The sequence below is a fragment of the Collinsella sp. WCA1-178-WT-3 (M1) genome (assembly GCF_009696325.1).
In the GTDB taxonomy this organism is placed as follows: Bacteria; Actinomycetota; Coriobacteriia; order Coriobacteriales; family Coriobacteriaceae; genus Collinsella.
Map to the genome: position 1 here is coordinate 126541 of NZ_VUME01000004.1, position 23171 is coordinate 149711.

A 23171-nucleotide genomic window follows, 5' to 3' on the forward strand; every position below is an offset into this window, starting at 1 on the left:
GCCTTGCAGGCTGCTCAAAATTATTGGAGGAGGGGTTAATAATCATATCCTCTATTCCAAAGGATATAAAGAGATGCCAATTTTGCTGGCAAGCGAATGACGATTAGCTGCGAGCTAGTTACCAGCGTAAATAATCAATAAAGAAATGTCGTAAATTGGTGTCAAATTCCCAGATAGCGCCGCGTCTATTTTAATTAACTGCTTTGAGCAAACAGTAAAATGCTACTATCTAACTTGCACGTAAGAAAGCAATTTAACGTTTAAGGCTAAGAAGTAGAAGTGGCAGGTATGTCAGAAACAACAAGGACTCGCACGCATGCGCCCGAGATTAGGCAGCGCGCTGTCGAGATCCTCCAAGAAGGGGTCGGCCATCGCGCGCTCGCCGCAGAGCTTGGCATCCCCCAGGCCACAGCCCGTCAGTGGGCCCGTGCGTATGCCGTGGGCGGCGCCGACGCCGTTCTCAATGCGGGCTCTCATCACCACACATATTCGTTTGACGTTAAGCTTGCCGTGGTTAAGGACCGCTTGGAACATGGTCTGACGGTGCGTGAGGTCATGGTCAAGCACAAGATCCCCAGCGAGTCTTCGGTTAAAGCTTGGTGCCGACAGTATCGCGACGGTGGCGAGGCCGCCTTGGTCGATAAGCCGCGGGGTCGTAAACCGCGCGTTAAAAAGGCGGAATAGCGAACGGGATGGTGCGTCCGCAGGGGCGCATTTTTCTTGCCGCGCCAACTTTTTGGACCGCCGCGAGTCTATCGGGACATCCTTCAAAGTGGTCAATAAACCGCGCGCAGTGGCCCGTGCGCCCGCCGCTACGAGAGGGGGAGCGTTGCCTCTCTACTCCAAAGCGGACATGTCCTTACCCCATACGCCTAAAACTCCCCAGTTGACCGAAAACCTGCCGCCTGAACTCCCAATTTGAGCTATAACGTTAAATAATTGCAGCGTTTTTGCATGGGGGAGTGATGGTATGACGCTACTGTATTTCCTTACCCTGTTTCCGCTGGTACCGGCGATGGGCATGCTGCTCGCGCGCAGTGACCGAGCCCGCGATGCGGTAGGGCTTGTAGGCTCCGGCATTATTATGGCGGTGACCGTTGTAGTCGCCGTCTTATTTTTTGGCACGGGTCCGCAGGGCTTTGAGGTTGCCCCCGGCACCTCGCATGTGCTCTCGATCATCGGCTCCGTCATCGACGTAATTCTGTGCGCCGTCATCCTGTACAACGCGTTCAAATATAGGAACGCGCTTACCGGTGTGCTCGGCGTGGTGCAGCTGGTGGGTTCGGTTGCCTTCGCTGCCATGACGCTGCCCACGGCCGAGGTCGTCACCGCCACGCCGCTCTACCTGGACTATATGAGCGTGATCATGGTGCTCGCCGTTGGCATTGTCGGCAGCCTGATCTGCGTGTATGCCCTGGGCTACATGAAGGACTTCCAGGCGCACGATGAGCACGAGGCCGCGCTGCGTGGGCAGACCGCGCCCGACCGACGCCCGCAGTTCCTGGCGCTTATGTTCCTGTTTCTCTCGGCCATGTTCGTCATCGTGACGAGCGATAACCTGGAGTGGCTGTTCTGCGGCTGGGAAATCACCACCGTGTGCTCGTTCCTTATGATTGGCTATACGCGCACGCCCGAGGCCATCAAAAACGCCTTTACCCAGATCATCCTCAACATGCTGGGCGGCATCGCGTTTTTGGCGGGCCTTATGTTCCTGCACGTCAACGGCGTGCCGCTGACCATCTCGGGCATGATCGAGCTTTCCGGCGCCGGAACCGCGCAATCCACGCTGCTGGTGCTGCCGGTCGTCTTGCTGTCGATCGCCGCACTTACCAAGGCCGCACAGATGCCGTTCCACACTTGGCTGCTCGGCGCCATGGTCGCCCCCACGCCCACGAGCGCCCTGCTGCACTCGTCCACCATGGTCAAGGCCGGCGTGTTTTTGATGGTCAAGCTGAGCCCGCTGTACGCCACCTATCCCGTGACCGGCTTTATGGTCACGAGCGTGGGCGCCATCACGTTTTTGCTCGCCGCCCTCATGGCCATCTCGCAGAGCAATGCCAAGCGCGTGCTCGCGTACTCCACCATTTCCAACTTGGGACTCATCAGTGCCTGCCTGGGTGTCGGCGCACCCGAGGCCGTGTGGGCCGCCATCTTCTTGATCTTGTTCCATACGGTGGCAAAGTCGCTGCTGTTCCTGTGCGTGGGCACGGCCGAGCATCATATCGGCAGCCGCAATATCGAGGACATGGACGGCATGTTCAGCCGCATGCCGCACCTGACGCGCCTGATGATGCTGGGCATCATGGGCATGTTCGTGGCGCCGTTTGGCATGCTCGTGTCTAAGTGGGGCGCCCTGGTGGCGTTTGCGCAGACCGGCAATGTGCTCATGATCATGGTGCTGGCCTTTGGCTCGGCCGCGACGTTCTTCTTCTGGGGCAAGTGGCTCGCCAAGCTTTCGGGCGTGGATTCTACGGCCGAAAACGTGGAGGGCAATGTCCATAAGACCGAATGGATAGCGCTCAACACTATCGCCGCGCTGCTGATTCTGTGCTGTGTAGCGTTCCCGATTATCTCGAGCGGTCTGGTGTCGCCCTACTTGGCCATGGTGTTTGGCCGCGTGCCGTATGTTATTGGCAAGGATGCCATGTATCTAATGGTGGTTATCGTGGCTTTTATCGCCGTGGTGCTGCTGACTTCATTCCGCGTGAGCAACAAACCGCATGTAAACGTATATCTTTCGGGCGTGGGAACCGACAATTACCGTCATTTCCGCGGCTCGATGGGACACGAGGTGAAGGCCGAAAAGCGCAATTGGTACCTGGAGGACGCCCTTGGCGAGAAGCGCATTGGCCCCGCGGGCAGCATCGTGTGCTGCAGCATCATTCTGTTCGCGCTGCTATGCTGCGCATGGATTGGTCCCGATACGCTCGCCATGGGCGAGCCCTCGGTGCTGCGCGGCAAGTATTTCGAAGGCTCGGGTGTCGTGGGCATCTTTATAGGCACCGTGGCGTTTGCCCTGCTGGCGCCTTTGGTTGGTGGCCTGATCGACGGCATCGACCGCAAGCTGTCCGCCCGCATGCAAGGCCGCGTGGGACCGCGTCTGCTGCAACCGTTCTACGATGTAGCCAAGCTCCTGCGCAAAGCCCCTGCCAGCGTAAACACCGTGGACGATACCTACATGGCGTGCGCGCTCATCTTTACCGTGGTGGGCGGCGGCATCTTTGTGTCGGGTTCCAACACACTGTTATGCGCCTTTATGGTTACCCTCGCTGCGATCTTTGTGGTGCTGGCGTCCGCCTCGACGCAAAGCCCGTTTGCCCAGGTCGGAGCCGACCGCGAGCTGCTGCAGGTCATGAGTTACGAGCCCGCCGTTTTGCTGATGAGTGTGGGCCTGTACCTTGCCACCGACAGCTTCGATTCCATCGCCGTGACGGGGCAGTCGGCCCCCATCATCGTGTACAGCGCGCCCATCTTCCTCGCACTGCTCGCGGTGCTTACCATCAAACTGCGCAAGTCGCCGTTTGACCTTTCGTACTCGCATCACGCGCATCAGGAGATCGTCCAGGGCGTCGCCACCGAGATGAGCGGCGGCACGCTGGCCAAGATGACCCTTATGCACTGGTGCGAGACCGTGCTGTTTTTGATGTGGGTGGGCATGTTCTTTGTTTGGGACAACCCGGTGAGCTGGGTCGTCGCCCTGGTCGTTATGGTCATGACGTATTTTGTCGAGGTACTGATCGATAACACCTTCGCCCGTAGCACCTGGCGCAGCTGCTTTAAGCTCGGCTGGGGTGTGGCGCTGGTGTTTGGCCTGCTCAACCTTATGCCCATCCTCGTCGACGTGTTTATTTAGGAGGCGGCATCCATGGATCATAAAATGTCGCGCTCGCCGTGGGTTATTCATTACGACGGCTCGAGCTGCAACGGATGCGATATCGAGGTGCTGGCCTCGCTCACGCCGCTGTTCGATGCGGAGCGCTTTGGCGTGGTCAACACCGGCAACCCCAAACATGCGGACATCTTTTTGGTGACGGGGTCGGTCAACGCCCAGAACTTGCCCGTCGTGCGCCAGATCTACAACCAGATGCTCGAGCCCAAGTGCGTGGTGGCGTGCGGCATCTGCGCGTGCTCGGGCGGCGTGTTCCGCGATGCGTACAACGTGATCGGTGGCGTGGACCGCGCAATTCCCGTGGACGTGTACGCGCCCGGATGCGCCATTCGCCCCGAGACGGTGATCGACGCCATTGTGGAGGCGTGCGGCATCCTGGACCAGAAGGAGGCCGTGATGCGCGCCGGCGGCGACCCGCTTACCGTGGGCGGTGCCGCTACCTGGGATGGTGGTGTTGAGCTGGGCGAGGACGGATTTGTGGCCCCGGCTGAGGCCGGCGACGCGCCCGCCGCTGGCGACGCACCTGCTGGGACGCCCGCCGCGTCCGCCGCTGCAAGGGGGGCCGAGTAATGCAAAAGGCAATCTATACCACCGTCGAGCTCGATGCGCTGCTGTCGCATGTCCAGGCGCTCAAGGGTTCCGGTGCCCGCTTTGTACAGATGCACGCCGAGCGCAATGTGGACGACGGCACGTATCGCTTGGTCTATACGTTCATCAACGTTCGTGCTGCCCAGGAGCAGATCGCGCAGGACGGCAGCTATGCGATTGAGAACCTGGTGGTTGAGGGCATCGACCAGTACCAGGAGATTCCGTCCATCAGCTCGTACTACCCTGCGGTGTTCCCGTTTGAAAATGAGGCGCACGACCTGTTTGGGCTTGCCATTACCGACATGCAGATTGACTTTAAGGGCTTTTTCTACCAGGTCTCGACTGCCGAGCCCATGAGCGTCATCACGCCCGAGGTTAAGGCTGCGCGCGAGAAGGCCATGAAGGTCCGTGCCGCCGCCGAGGCCAAGGCGCGCAAGGCTGCGGCCGAGAAGGCCGCCGCTGCCGCGGCCGCTGCGGGGGAGGGCGCTGGCGATGCTGCGGGCGCTGCCGTCGCTCAGCCCGCTGCGGCTGCCGGCTCCGATGCTCAGCATGACGAGGCTGCCGCCAAGGCCGCGCTCAAGGCTGCCGAGATGGAGGCAAAGCTCGCCGCCATGGATCCCGAGAAAGCGGCCAAGGTTCGCGCGGCGCTTGCCGCCAAAGCCGCCCGCGATAAGCAGAAAAAGGAGGCGTAAGGTCCATGGCACATCGCTCCGTTATTCCGTTTGGCCCGCAGCACCCGGTGCTGCCCGAGCCGCTTCACCTGGACCTGGTGCTCGAGGACGACCGCGTTATCGAGGCAATTCCGCAGATCGGCTTTGTGCACCGCGGACTCGAGAAGCTCACCGAAAAGCGTGACATGCACCAGTTTGGCTACATCGCCGAGCGCATCTGCGGCATTTGCGCCGTGGGTCACAGCTGCGGCTATGCCAGCGCCTGCGAGCGCATGCTCGATATCGAGGTGCCCGGCCGCGTGCAGTATATCCGTACCATTTTGCACGAGCTTTCGCGCATTCACTCGCACCTGCTGTGGCTGGGCCTGCTCGCCGATGCCTTTGGCTTCGAGGCGCTGTTCTATCGTTCGTGGACCCTGCGCGAGCAGATTCTCAAGATCTTTGAGAGCACGTGTGGCGGTCGCGTGATTCTGTCGATTAACGAGATCGGCGGCCTTAAGCATGACATTGAGGACTCCGAGCTGGCGGGCATTGTCCAGACGCTCGATGCCATGCGCCCCGACTACGAGGCCCTGGTGCATACCTTTTTGGACGACAACAGCTGCGGCGAGCGCCTGCATGGCGTGGGCGTGATCAGCAAGAAAGACGCGCTGGACCTGTCGATGGTCGGTCCGTTTGGGCGCGCCTCGGGCGTGGATTACGACGTGCGCATGTTTGGCGACGGTGCCTATGCGGACCTGGCTGCGTTTGAGCCCATCGTTGCCACCGATGGCGACTGCTATGCCCGCTGCCAGGTGCGCTGTGCCGAGGTCACGCAGGCCATGGACATCATTAAGGAGCTTGTGGGAAAGATTCCGCACGACGGCATCGGCGGGCGCACCAAGCTTACGCCGGCCGATGGCGCACGCGGCGAGGTTGTGATTGAGCAACCGCGCGGCGAGGCGTACTACTATGTGCGCGGTAACGGCACCAAGAATTTGGACCGTTTCCGCGTGCGCACGCCGACGTCGCAAAACCTGGCGGGCCTGACGCATGCACTGCAGGGCGTGCTCATTGCCAACGTGCCCATGATTATCCTGACCATCGACCCCTGCATTAGTTGCACGGAAAGGTAGGCGCGGCATGAGTTTGATGACATTTGCCAAGACGGCCTTGGGCTCTATGGTCAAGCAGCCGGTCACGGTGTGCTATCCGCAGGAGAAGCTGGCGGCGCCCGAGCGCCTGCGCGGGCATATCGTCAACGATATGGACGTGTGCATCTGCTGCGGTATGTGCGCGCGTCGCTGCCCGGCGGGCGCGCTTGCGGTCGATCGCAAGGGTGGTACCTGGTCGATCGACCCGTACGCCTGCGTGGTGTGCGGCGAGTGCATCGAGAGCTGCCCCAAGCACTGCCTGACTATGGACACCGCCCGTACTCCGGTTGCGGCGAACAAGACTCCCACGGTAGAAACCAAGCCGGAGTAGCGAGGAAATGAGGGCCGGTGGGACAAAAATGCCCCACCGGTCCTCATTCGCATTCGTTTACCCGCAAAAATCCCGTGTCTCAACTTTGGTGAGACATTTGTCTCACGCTCAAAACCGAATCTGGAACGTGTGTCACCTGCTCAAATTGTGTCTCATTCCGTAACTTGAGGCTGATGCAAGGCCTGAGTCTGCGAGAAGGGAGACGCGATGGGTAAGTACACGAGGGGTCTCTTGGCGGTGATGCTGGCCGTAGTGCTGGTATTGCCGGCTGCGGCATTTGCCATGCTGCCCGAGGCCAACGCCAGGTCCAGCACCGGAATGGACGGACCGACCATGACCGGAAAAACGGTCGACGACCCCGACACGAGCGGTCGCTGGGAAATCTGGGCGGCTGGCCATAGCGGCAATAAAGTATCGACCCAACACGTCGGCCGAATCTGGACCGACAAGACGGTCAAGGCAACCGATGAAAACGAAGAGTCGGATTTTCTGACTACACTTTCAGCGATGTCCTCGACGTCTAATTCAACCGTGACGGTTACCACACCGCTTGATATCGTGATGGTGCTGGACGCTTCTGGCTCGATGGATTACACCATGGGCGGCGGAGATCCCACCAAGCCCAAGCGCATCGATGCGTTGGAGAGCGCTGCCAGCAGCTTCATCGACACCATTGCCAAACAAAACGAGGGCATCGAGGGCGTGGATAGGCAGCATAAGGTTGCTATCGTTAAGTTTGCGGGCAAGAAGTCCAAAAAAATCGGCAACGATACGTATCGTGACGGAGGACACACCTACAATTACACACAGGTTATGAAAGACTTGACCGATTGCTCCGGCGGCAACGTGAAAGCTCTTAAGGATAGGATTGCCGAGATTGAACCCGACGGCGCCACGCGTGCCGACTATGGTCTAGAACTGGCCGAGGGCATCACTTCTGGTCGCGCGGGCGCCAAGAAGATTGTTGTGTTCTTTACCGACGGCACGCCGACAAGCTTCAGCGAGTTCAATCCGGATGTCGCCAATGCTGGCGTGGCGGCTGCCAAGAACATGAAGGACAGCAAGGCCACCGTTTATACTATCGGCATCTTTGATGGCGCGGATCCCAGCGCTGGTATCCAGGATTCGGGAAAAAGCCAAAAAGAGAACAAGTTCATGCAGGCCGTTTCGAGCAACTACCCCAATGCCACGGCATGGGATACTCATGGTGCACGCGCGGAAAACTCCGACTACTACAAGTCGGCGACCAATGCCGAAGAGCTCAAGAAGGTCTTCGACGACATCTCACAGGCCATTACGTCGGAGGCGCCTTATCCGACCGAAATTGATAAGGGCTACGACGCGACCAAGTCCGGTTACATCACGTTTACCGATGAGCTGGGCGACTTTATGCAGGTTGACGGATTTACCGAAGTCGTCATTAACGGCACGCCGTTTACCAAGGCGAGCAAGACGGTCAATAAAGAAACCAATACCGACACCTACGAGTTCACCGGCAAGGCAAAAGACCTGCTCATCACCGTGCAGCGCGCCGGCGATGACAATCCCCAGAAGGGCGATATCGTAACGGTCAATATTCCTGCGTCGTTGATTCCGCTGAGTCACTTTAAGACCGTAGACGGCAAGCTTTCGGTCGACAACGTTAAGCCCATCCAGGTGAAGTATGCTTCGAGCGTGAAGAGTGTTGCGCTCGACAACCTATTTACGCCTGAGGAGGTCACGGGGCTCAAGGCTTACATCGAAAAGAATACGACCGTTGCCGACGATGGCACCAAGACCGTGAACTTCTACGCGAACAAGTGGGAGACCGGCGCGTTGGGTAATACGGTTGCGACCTTTGAGCCGGCCGACACCAACCGCTACTACTACTTCCAGAAACAGACCCCAATTTACACGGACAAGGACTGCACGCAGCCTGCAAAGAATTCACTGGCAGATACCGGCACCTATTACTACAAGGATGAGTTTGAGGAGCAGGGCGAAAACGATGAGGCCAAGCCCGCCTCTGCCGTCATCGAGTTTATCGGCGGCGACGCTGCAAAGTTTGACGGCGCTATTGTTGCTGACGAGGACGGCAGCCTTTCGTTTAGCGTGGGAACCGCGCGCCTAGCCTTTATCGACGAGCTCCACACCACCAAGGAGAGTGTGGGCGGCAACAACACTGGTACCGCGACCGACGTTCTTAATCCCAAGTGGAACAACGTGTCCGCCAAGGCGACCGCGACGCATGTCAATTCCTACCTGGGCAACAACGGCAAGATCAGCTTTAACGTGACGCCGACAACGGTGGATACCAAGGCCAGCTTTGGCCTGACCAAGGTGCTCGAGGGCCGCGATTGGACGGATGCGGACGAGTTTAAGTTTGAACTCTCCGCAACGTCCGAGAATGACGCCCCGATGCCCGCACACGCGACCGCGACCGTGACCAATGACGACCTAGACGACAATGGCAAGGCAGCTATCGACTTCGGCGAGATCACCTGCAACAAGCCGGGCGAGTACACCTATGAGGTCCGCGAGGTCAAGGGCGGCGTCGGTGGCATCACCTACAGCGAGAACGTTGCCACGTTCAAGGTGACCGTGGCGGTTAAGGCCACGGGTGGGCTTAAGGCTGACGTTGAAAAGATCTCGGGCGAGACCGAGTTCAAGAACACCTATAGCGCCAAGACGGAAACCCCGCTGACTCTTGAGGCAACCAAGACGCTCACGGGGCGCCCGATGGCCGATGACGAATTTAAGTTTGCGCTGAGCTATGCGGGGCACGACGAGGTTCTGCTGGATGCAACCAACAAGGGTGGCAAGGTTGAGTTCGGGCCGCTGACGTACACGACCGAGTCGCTTGCCAAGCTGGTCGAGGAGGGCAAGGCGTCGGTTAATGCTAGCTCCGACAAGCCCACGTGGACCATTCGCTACATTGCTGCCGAGCAGACCGGCAAACTGCCTACGGGCGTGAGCGCCACCGTGTCGGCAATTGACGCATGTGTAACCGTTGTCGACAACGGCGATGGTACCCTGACGGCGACGGCTGTCTACGGCGATGCCGGCAACGAGTTTGTGAACACCTACACTGCCGCGCCTGTCGAGGCATCGCTTGTGGGCAAGAAGAATCTGCAGGTTCCTGATGGCTTGACCCCGGCTGACATTGCCGGCAAGTTCACCTTTACCGTGACCGGTGAAGAGGGCGCACCCATGCCCGCGAACGCGAGCGTGACCAATGATGCCAAGGGCAAGGTCGACTTTGGCAAGATCACCTTTACGCTCGACGACCTTAACAAGGCTCTGGGCGAGAAGCCCGAGAAGCGCGAGCACACCTTTACCTACACCGTGACCGAGTCCGGTGAGGTCGCTGGCGTGACCAACGACGCCGAGACTTCGCGTACGGTTTCCTTCACCGTGACTGATGACGGCGAGGGTACTCTGAGGGTGTCCCGCAAGTCGGACGGCGATGCGGCATTTACGTTCACCAATACCTATAGCGTGACGCCCGTCGAGAAAAGCGTCACCGACCAGATCACCGCGACCAAGGTCCTGGACGGCCGCGGCCTCAAGGCTGGCGAGTTTAGATTCGAGCTCGTCGAGGGCGAGGGCGAGGACGCCAAGGTCGTCGCCACCGGCACCAACAATGCCGAAGGCAAGATCACGATGAACGCCGTGAAGTACGACAAGTCCGGCAAGCACACCTACACACTGCGCGAGGTCAACGGCGGAACCACCAGCAAGGGCGTCACGTACAGCGGCGCCAAGTACACCGTTGAGACCACCATCACCGACAACGGCGACGGTACCCTCAAGGCCGAGCATGTCCTGAAGGACGACGTCAAGGCTGCAACTTTCGAGAACGCTTACAGCGTGACCCCGCTCGACACAGAGCTCGACTTTGGCCTGAGCAAGGCCATCGACGGTCGCGACTGGACGGATGCAGACAAGTTCAGCTTTACCATCACGGCCTCCGAGGGCACCCCACTGCCCGACCCGGCAACCGTAACCGTGACCAAGCAGGATGCTGACAACGAAGGCATCGCCGCCATCAAGTTCGGCAAGATCCACTACACGGCTGCCGGAACCTACAAGTACGAGATCCGCGAGAACGCGGGCAGCGCGGTCGGTATGACGTATGACGCGCATGTCGCAACCGCCGAAGTGACCGTGACCGAGAACGGCGACGGCACCCTGACCTCCAACGTCACCACGAAGGAAAGCGGCCGCTTCACCAACACGTACCGTACTGAGCTCGATTACGCCGCGGCCGGCGGCCTCAAGCTCAGCAAGACCCTCTCCGGACGTCCCATGACCGAGGGTCAGTTCACCTTTACCGTGACGCCCGCCGACGAGGCTTCGGCCATCGCGCTCGGCCTGCACGAGGGCGCCAACGTGTACAAGTCCCCTGCAACGGCAGAGGCAACGGTTGGTCTGATCGACATCCTGGCTGGCCATGAGGTCAAGTTTACGCAGGCTGACGCGGGCAAGACCTTTACATACACCGTTGCCGAGAAGAACGATGGCCAGCCCGGTTACACCTACGACGAGGCTGTGCGCACCGTGACGATCGCTATCGCCGACGATGGCGCTGGTACGCTCACCGCTACGACGACCGTTTCCGGCGGACCCGAGGGCACGCATGCGACGGTCTACAAGAGTGGCGAGAACAAGGTCGAGAGCGCCGTGGTCCCGTTCGCCAACAGCTACCACGCATCGACCGATAACCCGGGCGGCGAGCTTGCGCAGATTGTCGCCACCAAGACCCTGACCGGTCGTCCGATGGCCGACGGCGAGTTCTGCTTCGGTATTGCCTATGCAGGTGAGACGGAAGCCATCAACGGCACTACGGCGTGGAACGTTAACGGCCAGGTGAGCTTTGGCACGCTGCATTACACGACTGAGATGCTCGCCGATTTGGTGAGCGCCGGACGCGCCATCCGTACCGACACGGACGCCAAGCTTGCGTGGACTATCAACTACACGGCGTTTGAGTACACGTCCCCGCTCGCAGCAAAGGGTATTACTGCCGCGAAGTCGAGCTTTAGCTTTAAGGTCATCGTCGTCGACAACGGCGACGGCACTCTGACGGCGAAGCCTGACTACGGTGGCACCGAGCCCGTGTTCGAGAACGTCTATGGCGCCGAGGCCGTCGATGCCGCACTTGCCGGCGCCAAGAAGCTCCAGGCTGCCGAGGGCCTGACCCCGGCCGATATCACGGGTAAGTTCACCTTTACCGTGACCGCCGATGAGGCGGGCGCCCCGATGCCCGAGCGCACGGCCGCAACCAACGACGCGGCCGGCAACGTGGACTTTGGCAAGATCCACTTTACGCTCGAGGACCTCAACCGCGCCTTGGGCGTGACGGATGATGCGACCGATAAGGCCGAGGCAGACGAAGCTGACGAAGCCGAGGCCGACGAGGCAGAGGCTGAAGAGGCCGACGTCGACGCTGATGCCAATGCCGACGAGTCCGGCGGCGAGTCCGTGCCCGCAGCCCCCACCGCCCCGCGCTCGCACACCTTTACCTACACGGTGACCGAGTCCGGTAGCGCCCCTGGCGTGACTAACGACGCCAATGCCACGCGTAAGGTTTCCTACACCGTGACTGACGACGGTGCCGGACATCTGAAGGTCGTGCGCGAGGGTGACGACGGCGCTGCCTTCACGTTCACCAACACCTACAGCGTGACGCCTACCGATTCTGTGGTGACCGATCAGGTCAAGACGGTCAAGCGCCTGACCGGACGCGACCTTGCAGCAGGCGAGTTCACGTTTGAGCTGCTCGAGGACGGCGTGGTTGTCGCGACCGGCACCAACGACGCCAATGGCACCGTCGCGCTGAGCCCGATCCGCTACGAGGCACCTGGCGCGCACACGTACATGCTGCGCGAGGCTTGCCCCAACGCGCTCGGCCTGTACAAGGGCGTCACCTATGACGGCACGACCTACACCGTCGTGACCACCGTCTCCGACAACGGCGACGGCACGCTGACCGCGACGCACAAGCTCGAGGGAACTACTGAGTCGGCTGGCTTTACCAACAAGTATCATGCCATGCCCACGCAGGTCTCCATCGGTGCCATCAAGGTGCTCGAGGGACGCGAGCTCAAGAAGGACGAGTTTAGCTTTAAGCTCTTTGGCGAGGACATTGAGTCTACGGTCACCAACGATGCCGATGGCAAGATCAACTTCGACAAGTTCGAGTACGACGAGCCCGGTACGTACGTCTACACCATCAGCGAGGTCAAGGGCGACGAGGCCGGTATGACCTATGACAAGTCCGTCTTTACCGCGACCGTCAACGTGGCCGATGACGGCGAGGGCAACCTCAAGGCGAATGTCGCCTTTACCAAGGGCGACAAGAGCGTCGAGGGCATCGTGTTCAACAACACGTACAAGAAGCCCGAGACGCCCGTGCCGACGCCCGATCCCGGCACGCCCAAGACCGTGACGAACATCGTCAAGACGGTCAAGGGTTTCCTGCCCACCACGGGTGACCAGCAGACCGCCGCACTGCTCATGGCATTTGTTATCGCCATAGCCGGCGTCGGAGCCCTGGTCTGGGGTATCCGTAAACGCTAGGCACGCTGGCGGCGCCCGGGGCCAAAAGGCCCCGGGCGGCCGGCGGGGAGCCAGAACATAGCCCCACCCCCCCCCACCCCCAGCCGCCACGGAGGCATCTCCCTCCTCCGTGGCGGCGCTTTTGTGCGTAGGCGAGGAGGGCTCGCCACGAAACCGACCCATCTACTACGTTTAGTCCCTTACCCCCAACCATGTCAAAAAACGCGAAAACAAAACCGCAGGTAGAACGCCTGCGGTTTTGCTCAAAACGAAGGTATGGTCAGGGGTATCGAGTTAAACGTAGTAGATGGGCCGATTTCGTGGAGCGGTTCCGGCTGATCCCTTGGGGACGGAGGAAAACGGATCATTTTTGGCTTGAAGCGGCTTTCGGAGACACCTGACGTGGCCGCTCGGACAAAACTAGGCCGGTTTACGGGGCTGAGTCACGAGTCCCCAACCATGCTGATATTCGTGAAAATAAAACCGCAGGTAGACGAGCTGTCATTTTACAGAAAACGCGGGTATGGATGGGGGTCCTGAGTTTGGCCCCGTAAACCGGCATAGTTTTGAAATGGCATTAAATCGGTAGCAGACATTTTGTTATGTCGGGGCGGTCGGTCTTCGGGCAACTACCCTCGCAGGTAGGCGATGGCGATTTGGGTGCGGTTGCGCAGGCCCATTTTGGCCAGGATTGAGCTGATGCGGTTTCGCACGGTGCCTTCGCCCATATAGGCGGTGGCGGCAATCTCCTTGTTATCGAGGCCGCGGGCAATGAGCTCGGCGACCTCGAACTCGCGGTCGGTCAGGCTGACGAAGGCCGCGGGCCGGCGGGTCGTGCCCACCTCGACGCCCGCCCCATCAAAGTTGATATCCTCGATCGCCTTACCCTCGAGCACGCGTTTACCGTCCATGACCTGGGCCAACGCCGGCGGGATGGCGGCGACATCGGTTTTGATCAGGTAGCCGCGGGCACCTAGTTTGAGCGCCGACACAATGTACTCGTCATCCGAGAATGTCGTCAGAAACACCACGCGCGCCGCAGGGTCGCGCTCAAGGATCTCGCGGGCCGCCGAAAGCCCGTCGCGCCCCGGCATCTGGATGTCGAGCAGTGCGATATCGGGTGCGTGTTCGGCATAGAGTGAAACCGCATCGTTGCCGTTGGCACCGGTACCCACCACTTCGATCTGCGGCTGGGCGCCCAGGATTATCTTGAGCGAATCGACCACCAAGCGGTCGTCGTCGACAACGATGAGCCTCATCGGCCCTCATCTCCTTGCTGTTTAGGAACGGTGGCAAACACACGCCAGCCGCCGGCGCCGGCGCGCGGGCCGGCGGTGAAGGTGCCGCCAAGCGCCTCGACGCGCTCGCGCATGGAGCCGAGCCCCATGCCCTCTGCGGTGCCGCGGCTGCTTGCTTGGACCCCGCCCGCGCCATCGTCGGTAACGATGAGCTGGTAAAACGACGGATGCTCCATGCATCGTACGGTGACAGTATGGGCGCAAGCATGGCGTATGGCGTTGGAAAGCGCCTCGCGCAGGACCGCCGTAAAGCAGTTGGCGACATTTGCGGGCGCATGCTCGGCCAAAACCTCAAGTTCAATCTGCGGCCCGCCATCTGAGCGCGCGCCCTCCACGATGCGCTCGAGCTGTACGGAGAGATTCGCCGCGTTGTCGTTGAGCGCGTGGACGCTCGAGCGCACGAGCTGAAGCGCTTCGTCCACGGTGCGCTTGACGTCAGCGAAGTCGGCGGCGACGCCGGGCTCGTTGGCGTGGACCACGCGTAGGGCCTCGGTTTGCAGCGAGGCGCGCGTGAGCTGGTGTCCCACGTTATCGTGGATCTCGCGTGCGATGCGGGCGCGCTCGGCGAGCGTTGCGAGCTCGACCTCGTAGTCCTGGCGGTCGGCAAGGTCGCGGTTGCGCGCCTCGAGCGCGAGGGCTCGCTCCTGCAGCTCGTCGCGGGTGCGACGCATGCGCTCCTGCTCGCGCTCCAGCTGAGCGGTGCGCAGAGACAGCAAGGTGGCGGCGACTGAAAGGATGGCGGTCAACAGCAGCGCACGGGTGGGAAGCGCGCCGGCGTGGGCATATGCGACGAGTGCGCAGACAAAGATGGCGCCGGCGCCCAGCGCGACCCAGGCGTGCTCACGGCGCACGTATCGCGCGATGTCATAGAGGGCGAGGGGCGCAAACGGCACAAACGGCGGCACAAAGACGGTCACCATAATGTAAGCGTAGCTCGCGGCCTCACCGGCGCGGCGGGCACGTTCGCCTTGCGCAATTTCCGTAAGCGAGGCGACTGCGACGCCAAGACAAAACGCCGCGACCAAGCAAGCATCCACAGCAAGGCCCAGAGCGGCCGCGATACAGCACGCCAGCACGATCGATTTGTCGAATAGCCTGTTCATACGGGTATTGTACGCGATGGTGCGCGCGACGATTGCTCGGGCGCCGCAACCGTGACATTCCTCCCGCCCGCCCCCGCCGCACTCGTGACAAAGCTCACTGGCGCGCGCTGGCGGCTCCTGCGATGATGCAATCGTACCGGGCCGCAATCAACGGAAGAGCCGCCTCATGACAGACATCGTCCACGTCGAAAACCTCGTCAAGCGCTACGACGATCTTATCGCGCTCGACCACTTTAACCTGAACATCGCCCCCGGCGAGATCTTTGGCCTGCTCGGCCCCAACGGATCGGGCAAGACTACGTCCATCAACTGCATTCTGCAGCTGCTTGCCTACGACAAGGGCGCCATCGAGTTGTTCGGCGAGCCCATGACGCCCGCCCGCTACGACCTCAAGCGCCGCATCGGCGTGGTGCCGCAGCAGGTGGCGGTGTTCGACGAGCTCACGGTGCGCGAGAACATCGACTATTTCTGCAGCCTCTACGTCAACGACCGCAAGCGCCGTCGCGCGCTGGTCGACGAGGCCATCGACTTTGTCGGGCTGGGCGACTTTGCCAAGTTTCGCCCCGGCAAGCTCTCGGGCGGCCTGGCGCGTCGCCTCAACATCGCCTGCGGTATCGCGCACAAGCCCGAGCTCATCTTCTTCGACGAACCCACGGTGGCCGTCGACCCGCAGAGCCGCAACGCCATCCTGGAGGGCATCTGCCGCCTGCGCGACGAGGGCGCCACGGTGGTGTATACCAGCCATTACATGGAGGAAGTCGAGCAGATCTGCAGCCGCATCATGATCATGGACGGCGGGCGCGTGCTGGCGCAGGGCACCAACGACGAGCTCAAGCGCATGATTCAGATGGGCGAGCGCGTGACCGTCGAGGTCGGTGCCGTCGAGCTCGCCACAGTCGAGCGGCTGCGCGCCCTCGAGCACGTGCTTTCGGTTGAGCTTTCCGGCGGCGAGCTCATCTGCACCTGCGAAGCGAGCCCGCACAATCTGGTCGACATCCTCGACACGCTGCGCGCCGCCGACGTTGCGCTCGGCCGCGTGTGGAGCGAGCCGCCGACCCTCAACGACGTGTTCCTCGAGATCACCGGCCGCGAGCTGCGCGACTAGGGGGCGGCCATGTTCAACACCATTATTATCACGGTCAAGACGCTGCTGCGCCGGCCGAGCACGTGGGTTTGGGGCGCGATCTTTCCCGTCGCGCTTTCCACGATGTTCATGTTTATGTTTGCGAATCTGAGCTCCGACGGCACGGTCGACCCGGTGCCGGTGGCCGTCGTGGCGGATGAGGCCTGGGGCGCCTCGACCTTTAAGGACGTGGCGACGTCGCTTGCCAAGGAAGGCGACGACCAACTGCTCGAGATCCACGAGTTCGACGACGCAGTCGATGCGAACCGTGCGCTTAAGGCCGGCGAGGTCGCGGGCATCTATGCGGTCGATGCCGCGGGCACGCCCAAACTCACATTGCTTTCGAGCTATGACAGCTCGCGTGCGACGTCGGTGCTCACCGACCGCAGCATCCTGGAGACGGTGGCAAGCTCGTATACGCAAAATGCCGAGCTCATGCGCCAGATTGCCCAGGACAACCCGGCGGCGCTCGCCGACCCGGAGGTGGTTGCGCGCGCCCTGTCGCTTGAGGGCGGAACCCGCCGTGTGAGCCTGACGCGTGCCACGCCCGATGGCACGGTCATCTACTACTACGCGCTCTTTGGCCTGGTCGCGATGATGTCTGCCGAGTTTGCCGCCTTGAGCGTCGTCGACCTGCAGCCCAATCTGTCGGGCCTTGGCGCGCGTCGCTGCGTGGGCGGTCTTTCCAAGACGGCATCGCTGGCCGGTATTTTTGTGGGCTCGTGGCTGGTCTCCTTTGCTTCGATGGCGATTGCGATCGGCTACGTGCGCCTGGTCGTGGGCGTCGACTTTGGCGGGCGCGAGGGACTGTGTCTGGTGGGCGGCGCTGCCTCCGCGCTTGCCGCGACGGGCCTGGGGCTCTTTGTGGGCACGCTGCCCGTTAAGGGCGGCAAGGCGTCCAAGTCGGGCATCCTCACAGGCTTTGCCACCACGTGTGCCCTGTTCGCCGGGCTTTATGGCGAGCCGGCGATGGCGCTTGCCGACGACGTCGCCCGCGCCTGCCCGGCCGAGAGTTGGCTCAATCCCGTCAAGCTCATCTGCGACATGTTCAACCGCCTGTATTTCTTTGAGGACCTGGGTCCCTTTGCCGTTCGCGCCGGCGCGCTGGTCTTTATGGCGTTGCTGTTCGTTGCCGTCGCCACGCTGATCTTTGGAAGGAGCCGCTATGAGCACCTTTAAGACTGCGCTTCGCATGGCGCTGGCGCACCCGTTCTACCTGCTCATCTATACGGTGTTCATCTCGCTCATGGGCGTATTCATCGCGGCATCGGTGAGCTGGAACTCGTCGCAGCTCACCGAGTACGAGCCCTACGACACCAACGTGATCGTGGTCGACCGCGACGACAGCGACCTTTCGCGGGCGCTTACCAAGCACCTGGGCTCGCGCTTTGATCTGGTCACGGGTATCGGCGAGGACACCTACGACCTTGCGGACGCGCTCTCCAAGAGCAACAGTGCCAAGGGCAGCGCCGACTGCGTGTTCTTTATCCCGGAGGGGTTTGAGGACGACCTCGTCGCAGCCGCCCGAGCGGGGGAGTCCCTGCCCAAGCTCGATGTGACCTACGGTGCCGGCACCATGGCGGCGGCGCTTTCGTCTGCCGAGGCCTCGCGCTGGATCTCGCTCGCGGGCGCCGCGGCCGCACTTGATTCTACTGCCTCCGACGGTGACGTCGCCAAGGCCGCCGAGCATGCCGCCGCCAAGCGCGCGGAGGTCGAGATCGAGCAGGTCAAGGTCGACTCGACAGCCGCCGCCACGCTTGAGTCGTACTTCAACTTTGGCACGTACGCGATTATCTCGTCGGTCATCGTATCGGTGGGGCTGGTGTTCTCGGGCATGAACGAGCCCGAGCGCGTGCGCCGCATGGAGGCCAGTCCGGTCTCCGAGCGTCAGCGCTCGCTTGCCGTGTTTGCGGCCGCCGCCGTGCTCGCCGTCTGCATCTGGTTTGTGTCGAGCATGATGGGCGTCGTGGGCTTTGCCGGCGCGGTCGCCGAGGTCGGCGCGAGTCGTGTGTGCCTAGCGCTGGCGGCAACGTTTGCCCTGGCGTGCACGCCGCTGGCCGTTGGCTTTGCGTTGTCGAGCCTGGGCGCGCGCGAGGAGCTGCTCAACGGTGTGGGTAACCTGCTCGGCATGCTCATGACGTTTTTGGGCGGCGCCTGGATGCCGCTGTCGCTGATGGGCCCGGCCGTGCAGACGGTGGCGCACTTTGTACCGACGTTTTGGGTGAACGACGCAATCGGCAAGGCGCTCGCCGCGGACCTGACGTCCGCCGTGCTGGGAGACATCGCCTGCGATCTGGGCGTCACGGTGCTCTTTGCCGCGGCCATCGCTGCCGTAGGCCTAGCCCTCGCACGCGCCAAATCCCACGCCTAGCTACCTAGTCATTGGGTGCTCATTGGGGACAGACTTAAACGACCAAGAGTGGTCATTGGGGACAGACTTAAACGACCAGTCATCGGGGACAGTCTTTGCCGATTCGCCGGCTCGCCGGTCGGGTTGGCAAGGGCTGTCCCCAGCTGCCGGCAGGAAAGGAACGTCCCTAGCCGCCAGGTGGCGAGGCACTCATTTAAGTCCGTCCCCAATGAGTGGTTTCAGTCATTTAAGTCTGTCCCCAATGAGTAGTCACTCATTTAAGAACGTCCCCAATGACTAGGCGCCGTACTTGACATTGACCCCGCTTTAACGGGTACCATCCTCTATGTCTGTAACGCCATATAGACCGAGGGGATAGATCTATGACCGCAACTGCACCCGCAGCACCCGCTAAGGTGTACTTCACCAACCTGCGCACGCATGCTCGCGAGAGCCAGCTTGACAAGCTCAAGCGCCTCATCCGCCGCGCCGGTATTGAGCAGATCGACTTTGAGAACAAGTTCGTCGCTATCAAGATTCACTTTGGCGAGCTGGGCAACCTGAGCTTTTTGCGCCCCAACTACGCCCGCGCCGTCGCGGATGTCGTGAAGGAGCTGGGCGGCAAGCCCTTCCTCACCGACTGCAACACGCTCTATGTCGGTAGCCGCAAAAACGCGCTCGAGCACATCGACACCGCTTATCAGAACGGCTTTACCCCGTATGCCACGGGTTGCCAGATCATCATCGCCGACGGCCTTAAGGGTACCGACGAGGCGCTCGTCCCGGTCGAGGGCGGCGAGTACGTGCGCGAGGCCAAGATCGGCCAGGCGCTCATGGATGCCGATATCGTGATTAGCCTCACCCACTTTAAGGGCCATGAGCAGGCCGGTTTTGGCGGCGCCATGAAGAACTTGGGCATGGGAGGCGGTAGCCGTGCGGGCAAGATGGAGCAGCATGCCGCCGGCAAGCCGAACGTCGCGACCGAGCACTGCATTGGCTGCCGTGCCTGCGAAAAGATCTGCGCGCACAACGCTATCTCGTTCGACGACACCCGCGAGCGCGAGCTTGCCAGCGGCGCTACTCGTACGGTGCACGTGGCCGCCATCGACCACGATCGCTGCGTGGGCTGCGGACGCTGCATCGGCGTGTGCAACCAGGACGCCATCAAGCCCGTCTATGACGCCGCGGCCGACGTGCTCAACTGCAAGATCGCCGAGTACACCAAGGCCGTCGTCGACGGCCGCCCGAGCTTCCACATCTCGCTTGCCATGGATATCAGCCCCAACTGTGATTGCCATCCCGAAAACGATACGCCTATCGTCAACGATATCGGCATGTTCGCGAGCTTCGACCCGGTCGCCATCGACCAGGCCTGTGCCGATGCCGTCATGGCGTCCGAGCCGCTGCCCAACACCGAGCTCACCGATAGCGCGGCCAAGATGGAGCATAACCATGAGCATCTGGAGGGCGAGCAGGCGCGTGACCCCTTCTGCATCACGCATCCCGACACCGACTGGCGCGCGTGCATCGCGCACGCCGAGAAGATCGGCCTGGGCACGAGCAAGTACGAGCTTATCGAGGTCAAATAGCGCCTAGCTATTGGACAATACAAGCGCCTTTGTGGCGTAATTCGAGCAAAAGCCGCTCGCGAGCACAGCGCTCACGGGCGGCTTTCCGGAAGTATGCGGCAAATTTCGAGACCGCCGAGCACACGACATTTTTTGGCAACAAAACCCCTGATAAATTGTTGGTAAAACTGCGGTCTGGTCGGCAGTTCCAGATTTTGCCGCATACTTCCGAAGGCGGGAGCCAAAACGGTCCTCCAGCGCTGTAACCAACCATGATTGTTCGCCGTTGATGCGTCAACAAGCAAAGAATGGGTAAACAAGGGGTCACGTATGGTGCAAATTTCGCACGTACCCAGACGCTTTGATATAGTGTTGAGAACTATTTACTTGGAGGATGTAACCGGCATGTCCGATTCGAGCGACAGTTCTAAGCCGCGACCCGAGGCCGCGGCCGTTTCGCACTACACGGTGGGCGAGGAGATCATGAACTCCGTCACCCATGGTGTCGGTTGCCTGCTGGGCATCGCGGGCCTGGTGCTCCTGATCGTATTTGCCGCTCTTCGCGGCGGAGGCCCGGCTCACATGGCCGCGGCGATTGTCTATGGTGTCAGTATTATCCTCGAATACCTAGCCTCTACGCTCTACCACGCGATTCAGCCCGCACGCGCCAAGCGCGTGTTTCGCATCATCGACCACAGCTGCATCTACCTGCTCATAGCCGGCAGCTATACGCCGTTTTGCCTCATCACGCTCGCAAACGATGGCGGCCCTATGCTGTTCTTTGCCGTATGGGCCATCGCCATTATCGGCATCGCCCTCGAGTGCTTTATGCGCGAGCGTCAACCGCACTGGGTAAGCGGCCTGGTCTACCTGCTGATGGGCTGGCTCGTCGTCTTTAAGCTGCCCGAGCTCGTGTCGCTGCTCAACCCCGTGGCACTTGCCCTGCTCGCTATCGGCGGCGTGTGCTACACCGTGGGCGTGCCGTTCTACATCGCTAAAAACGTGCGCTACCTGCACAGTGTGTTTCACTTGTGGGTGCTCGCCGGCAGTATCTTCCAGTTCATGGCGGTGATCCTCTTCGTAATCTAGCGATCACGTCTGTGCCTGCGGACTCATCCAAGCGGCCGCCGGACGCAACTGCCCTATCCGTTATCTACGCTTACTACCTAACGTCCCGAATCTTGGAGGTTCGAGAAACTCCCGATGGACATAACCATCTCCCTTATCACCACCCTCGTTTTGACCCTCATCAACGGCTACTTCTCTATGTCCGAGATGGCGCTCACCACGGCAAAGCGCGCCGTGCTGGAGCACGAGGCCGAGGAAGGCGACAAACGCGCCGAGCGCGCCGTTAAGCTGGCCGCCGACTCCGACCAGCTGCTCGCCACCATTCAGGTCGCCATCACGCTCGTGGGCTTTGCCTCGTCCGCCGTTGCTTCGACGAGCTTGTCCGACCCGCTCGCCACGTGGCTCATGAGCTTTGGCATCGCGCCGCTCTCTGCCATCGCGCGCGGACTGGCGCCGGTCATCATCACCGTTGCGGTCGCCTTCGTGTCCATCGTGATTGGCGAGCTTGTGCCCAAGCGCATTGGTCTGGCCAATGCCGAAGGCGTGTCCAAGCAGGTCGTGGGGCCGCTGTCGTTTTTCCAAAAGATCGCCCGTCCGCTCGTGTGGCTGACTGGTGCTTGCTCCGATGGTCTGGCCCGCATCCTGCGCATCAAGAGCGCCGACGATCGCCAAAACGTCTCGGAGGAAGAGATTAAGTACATGGTCTCGGAGCAGGACGACCTGCTCGACGAGGAAAAGCGTATGATCCACGAGATCTTCGACCTGGGCGATACCGTTGCCCGCGAGGTCATGGTGCCGCGCGTGGACACCACCATGTGCGAGGACGACGAGACGGTCGCCGACGTGCTGTCCACTATGCGCCAGACCGGCTTTAGCCGCATCCCCGTCTATCACGAAGATCCCGACAACGTGGCGGGCATCGCGCACATCAAGGACCTGATTCAGCCCTCGCTCGACGGCGAGGGCGACCAGCCCATCGCCGGTTATTTGCGCGACGCCACCTTTGTGCCCGACACCAAGGACATCCTGCCGCTGCTGTCCGAGATGCAGACTTCGCACGACCAGATCGTGGTGGTCGTGGACGAGTACGGCGGCACGGCTGGCATCATTACCATCGAGGACATCGTCGAGGAGATCGTGGGCGAGATCGAGGACGAGTTCGACCCCGACAACAAGTACCTCACGCGTCTTTCGCGCCGTGAGTGGCTCGTCGATGGGCGTTTTTCGTGCGATGATGCGATTGAGCTTGGTTGGCCGCTCGAGGAAAGCGATGATTATGAGACCATCGCCGGCTGGATTTTGGAACTTTGCGACTCGGTGCCCGACATCGGAGAGGTGTTTGAGGTTGCAGGGTACAAGTTCAAGGTGCAGTCGATGCGTGGCCAGCGCATCTCGCTTATTCGCGTGATCGCTCCGGCCGAAACCGATAAGAAGGATTCCGAGTCCTCGGCAGATAAGCCGGCGACGCCGGGCGCGGGCTCTGCGGGCCCGCACGACGGCGACGAGTAG

15 protein-coding genes are annotated in these 23171 nt (G+C 61.2%); 13 read left to right on the forward strand and 2 right to left on the reverse strand.

The genetic code is table 11. The features are described from left to right. The first annotated feature begins 288 nt into the window (after window positions 1–288). From FYJ40_RS04120 to FYJ40_RS04150, 7 genes are all read left to right on the forward strand, one after another. The gene (locus FYJ40_RS04120) at window positions 289–684 is read left to right on the forward strand and encodes a helix-turn-helix domain-containing protein (protein WP_229770663.1); all 396 of its coding nucleotides are present in this window, start codon (window positions 289–291) and stop codon (window positions 682–684) included. Window positions 685–970: 286 nt separating this feature from the next. Further along, entirely contained in the window at window positions 971–3853 is a 2883-nt protein-coding gene (locus FYJ40_RS04125; RefSeq protein WP_154516635.1) for a proton-conducting transporter membrane subunit, read from the forward strand. A 12-nt stretch (window positions 3854–3865) separates the two neighbouring features. Beyond that, a complete protein-coding gene (locus tag FYJ40_RS04130) occupies window positions 3866–4459 on the forward strand; it encodes an NADH-quinone oxidoreductase subunit B family protein (RefSeq protein ID WP_154516632.1) in 594 nt (197 codons plus the stop codon). Further along, window positions 4459–5169: an NADH-quinone oxidoreductase subunit C gene (locus tag FYJ40_RS04135; RefSeq protein WP_154516630.1), complete on the forward strand. Its 711-nt coding sequence runs from the start codon at window positions 4459–4461 to the stop codon at window positions 5167–5169. Before FYJ40_RS04130 ends, FYJ40_RS04135 begins: the two co-directional genes overlap by 1 nt. A gap of 5 nt (window positions 5170–5174) precedes the next feature. Then, window positions 5175–6263, forward strand: a complete 1089-nt coding sequence (locus FYJ40_RS04140; RefSeq protein WP_154516627.1) for a nickel-dependent hydrogenase large subunit — start codon at window positions 5175–5177, stop codon at window positions 6261–6263. A 7-nt stretch (window positions 6264–6270) separates the two neighbouring features. Beyond that, window positions 6271–6612 (forward strand): 4Fe-4S dicluster domain-containing protein, encoded by a 342-nt coding sequence (locus FYJ40_RS04145; RefSeq protein ID WP_154516624.1) that lies wholly within the window; start codon window positions 6271–6273, stop codon window positions 6610–6612. A 207-nt stretch (window positions 6613–6819) separates the two neighbouring features. Next, entirely contained in the window at window positions 6820–13173 is a 6354-nt protein-coding gene (locus FYJ40_RS04150) for a Spy0128 family protein (protein WP_154516621.1), read from the forward strand. Between the two features lie 608 nt (window positions 13174–13781). Here FYJ40_RS04150 and FYJ40_RS04155 read toward each other — a convergent pair. Together FYJ40_RS04155 and FYJ40_RS04160 are read right to left on the reverse strand one after the other, a co-directional pair. After that, window positions 13782–14411, reverse strand: a complete 630-nt coding sequence (locus tag FYJ40_RS04155; RefSeq protein ID WP_154516618.1) for a response regulator transcription factor — start codon at window positions 14409–14411, stop codon at window positions 13782–13784. Further along, on the reverse strand, window positions 14408–15553 hold the full coding sequence (locus FYJ40_RS04160) for a sensor histidine kinase (RefSeq protein ID WP_154516615.1): 1146 nt from the start codon (window positions 15551–15553) through the stop codon (window positions 14408–14410). The genes FYJ40_RS04155 and FYJ40_RS04160 overlap by 4 nt, the downstream gene beginning before the upstream one ends. 166 nt (window positions 15554–15719) lie before the next feature. On the opposite strand from FYJ40_RS04160, the gene FYJ40_RS04165 reads away from it, so the two are divergent. From FYJ40_RS04165 to FYJ40_RS04190, 6 genes are all read left to right on the forward strand, one after another. Continuing rightward, window positions 15720–16658, forward strand: coding sequence for an ABC transporter ATP-binding protein (locus FYJ40_RS04165; RefSeq protein WP_154516612.1), 939 nt, complete (start codon window positions 15720–15722; stop codon window positions 16656–16658). 9 nt (window positions 16659–16667) lie between these two features. Further along, window positions 16668–17855, forward strand: coding sequence for an ABC transporter permease (locus tag FYJ40_RS04170; RefSeq protein ID WP_154516609.1), 1188 nt, complete (start codon window positions 16668–16670; stop codon window positions 17853–17855). Beyond that, window positions 17842–19047 carry an ABC transporter permease gene (locus FYJ40_RS04175; RefSeq protein ID WP_154516606.1) on the forward strand — a complete coding sequence of 402 codons (1206 nt, stop codon included), beginning with the start codon at window positions 17842–17844 and terminating at the stop codon, window positions 19045–19047. The genes FYJ40_RS04170 and FYJ40_RS04175 overlap by 14 nt, the downstream gene beginning before the upstream one ends. A gap of 362 nt (window positions 19048–19409) precedes the next feature. Then, window positions 19410–20615 carry a DUF362 domain-containing protein gene (locus FYJ40_RS04180; RefSeq protein ID WP_154516603.1) on the forward strand — a complete coding sequence of 402 codons (1206 nt, stop codon included), beginning with the start codon at window positions 19410–19412 and terminating at the stop codon, window positions 20613–20615. 384 nt (window positions 20616–20999) lie between these two features. Further along, the gene (locus FYJ40_RS04185; protein WP_154516600.1) at window positions 21000–21683 is read left to right on the forward strand and encodes a hemolysin III family protein; all 684 of its coding nucleotides are present in this window, start codon (window positions 21000–21002) and stop codon (window positions 21681–21683) included. A gap of 114 nt (window positions 21684–21797) precedes the next feature. After that, complete coding sequence (locus FYJ40_RS04190) at window positions 21798–23171, forward strand: hemolysin family protein (protein WP_154516597.1); 1374 nt, start codon at window positions 21798–21800, stop codon at window positions 23169–23171.

What these genes read in the sequence shown, in the direction of transcription:
- FYJ40_RS04155 (WP_154516618.1), bottom strand. Translation starts at nt 14,411, where the DNA reads ATGAGGCTCATCGTTGTCGACGACGACCGCTTGGTGGTCGATTCGCTC.
- FYJ40_RS04145 (WP_154516624.1), top strand. Translation starts at nt 6,271, where the DNA reads ATGAGTTTGATGACATTTGCCAAGACGGCCTTGGGCTCTATGGTCAAG.
- FYJ40_RS04185 (WP_154516600.1), top strand. Translation starts at nt 21,000, where the DNA reads ATGTCCGATTCGAGCGACAGTTCTAAGCCGCGACCCGAGGCCGCGGCC.
- FYJ40_RS04120 (WP_229770663.1), top strand. Translation starts at nt 289, where the DNA reads ATGTCAGAAACAACAAGGACTCGCACGCATGCGCCCGAGATTAGGCAG.
- FYJ40_RS04165 (WP_154516612.1), top strand. Translation starts at nt 15,720, where the DNA reads ATGACAGACATCGTCCACGTCGAAAACCTCGTCAAGCGCTACGACGAT.
- FYJ40_RS04135 (WP_154516630.1), top strand. Translation starts at nt 4,459, where the DNA reads ATGCAAAAGGCAATCTATACCACCGTCGAGCTCGATGCGCTGCTGTCG.
- FYJ40_RS04175 (WP_154516606.1), top strand. Translation starts at nt 17,842, where the DNA reads ATGAGCACCTTTAAGACTGCGCTTCGCATGGCGCTGGCGCACCCGTTC.
- FYJ40_RS04130 (WP_154516632.1), top strand. Translation starts at nt 3,866, where the DNA reads ATGGATCATAAAATGTCGCGCTCGCCGTGGGTTATTCATTACGACGGC.
- FYJ40_RS04190 (WP_154516597.1), top strand. Translation starts at nt 21,798, where the DNA reads ATGGACATAACCATCTCCCTTATCACCACCCTCGTTTTGACCCTCATC.
- FYJ40_RS04125 (WP_154516635.1), top strand. Translation starts at nt 971, where the DNA reads ATGACGCTACTGTATTTCCTTACCCTGTTTCCGCTGGTACCGGCGATG.
- FYJ40_RS04140 (WP_154516627.1), top strand. Translation starts at nt 5,175, where the DNA reads ATGGCACATCGCTCCGTTATTCCGTTTGGCCCGCAGCACCCGGTGCTG.
- FYJ40_RS04170 (WP_154516609.1), top strand. Translation starts at nt 16,668, where the DNA reads ATGTTCAACACCATTATTATCACGGTCAAGACGCTGCTGCGCCGGCCG.
- FYJ40_RS04180 (WP_154516603.1), top strand. Translation starts at nt 19,410, where the DNA reads ATGACCGCAACTGCACCCGCAGCACCCGCTAAGGTGTACTTCACCAAC.
- FYJ40_RS04150 (WP_154516621.1), top strand. Translation starts at nt 6,820, where the DNA reads ATGGGTAAGTACACGAGGGGTCTCTTGGCGGTGATGCTGGCCGTAGTG.
- FYJ40_RS04160 (WP_154516615.1), bottom strand. Translation starts at nt 15,553, where the DNA reads ATGAACAGGCTATTCGACAAATCGATCGTGCTGGCGTGCTGTATCGCG.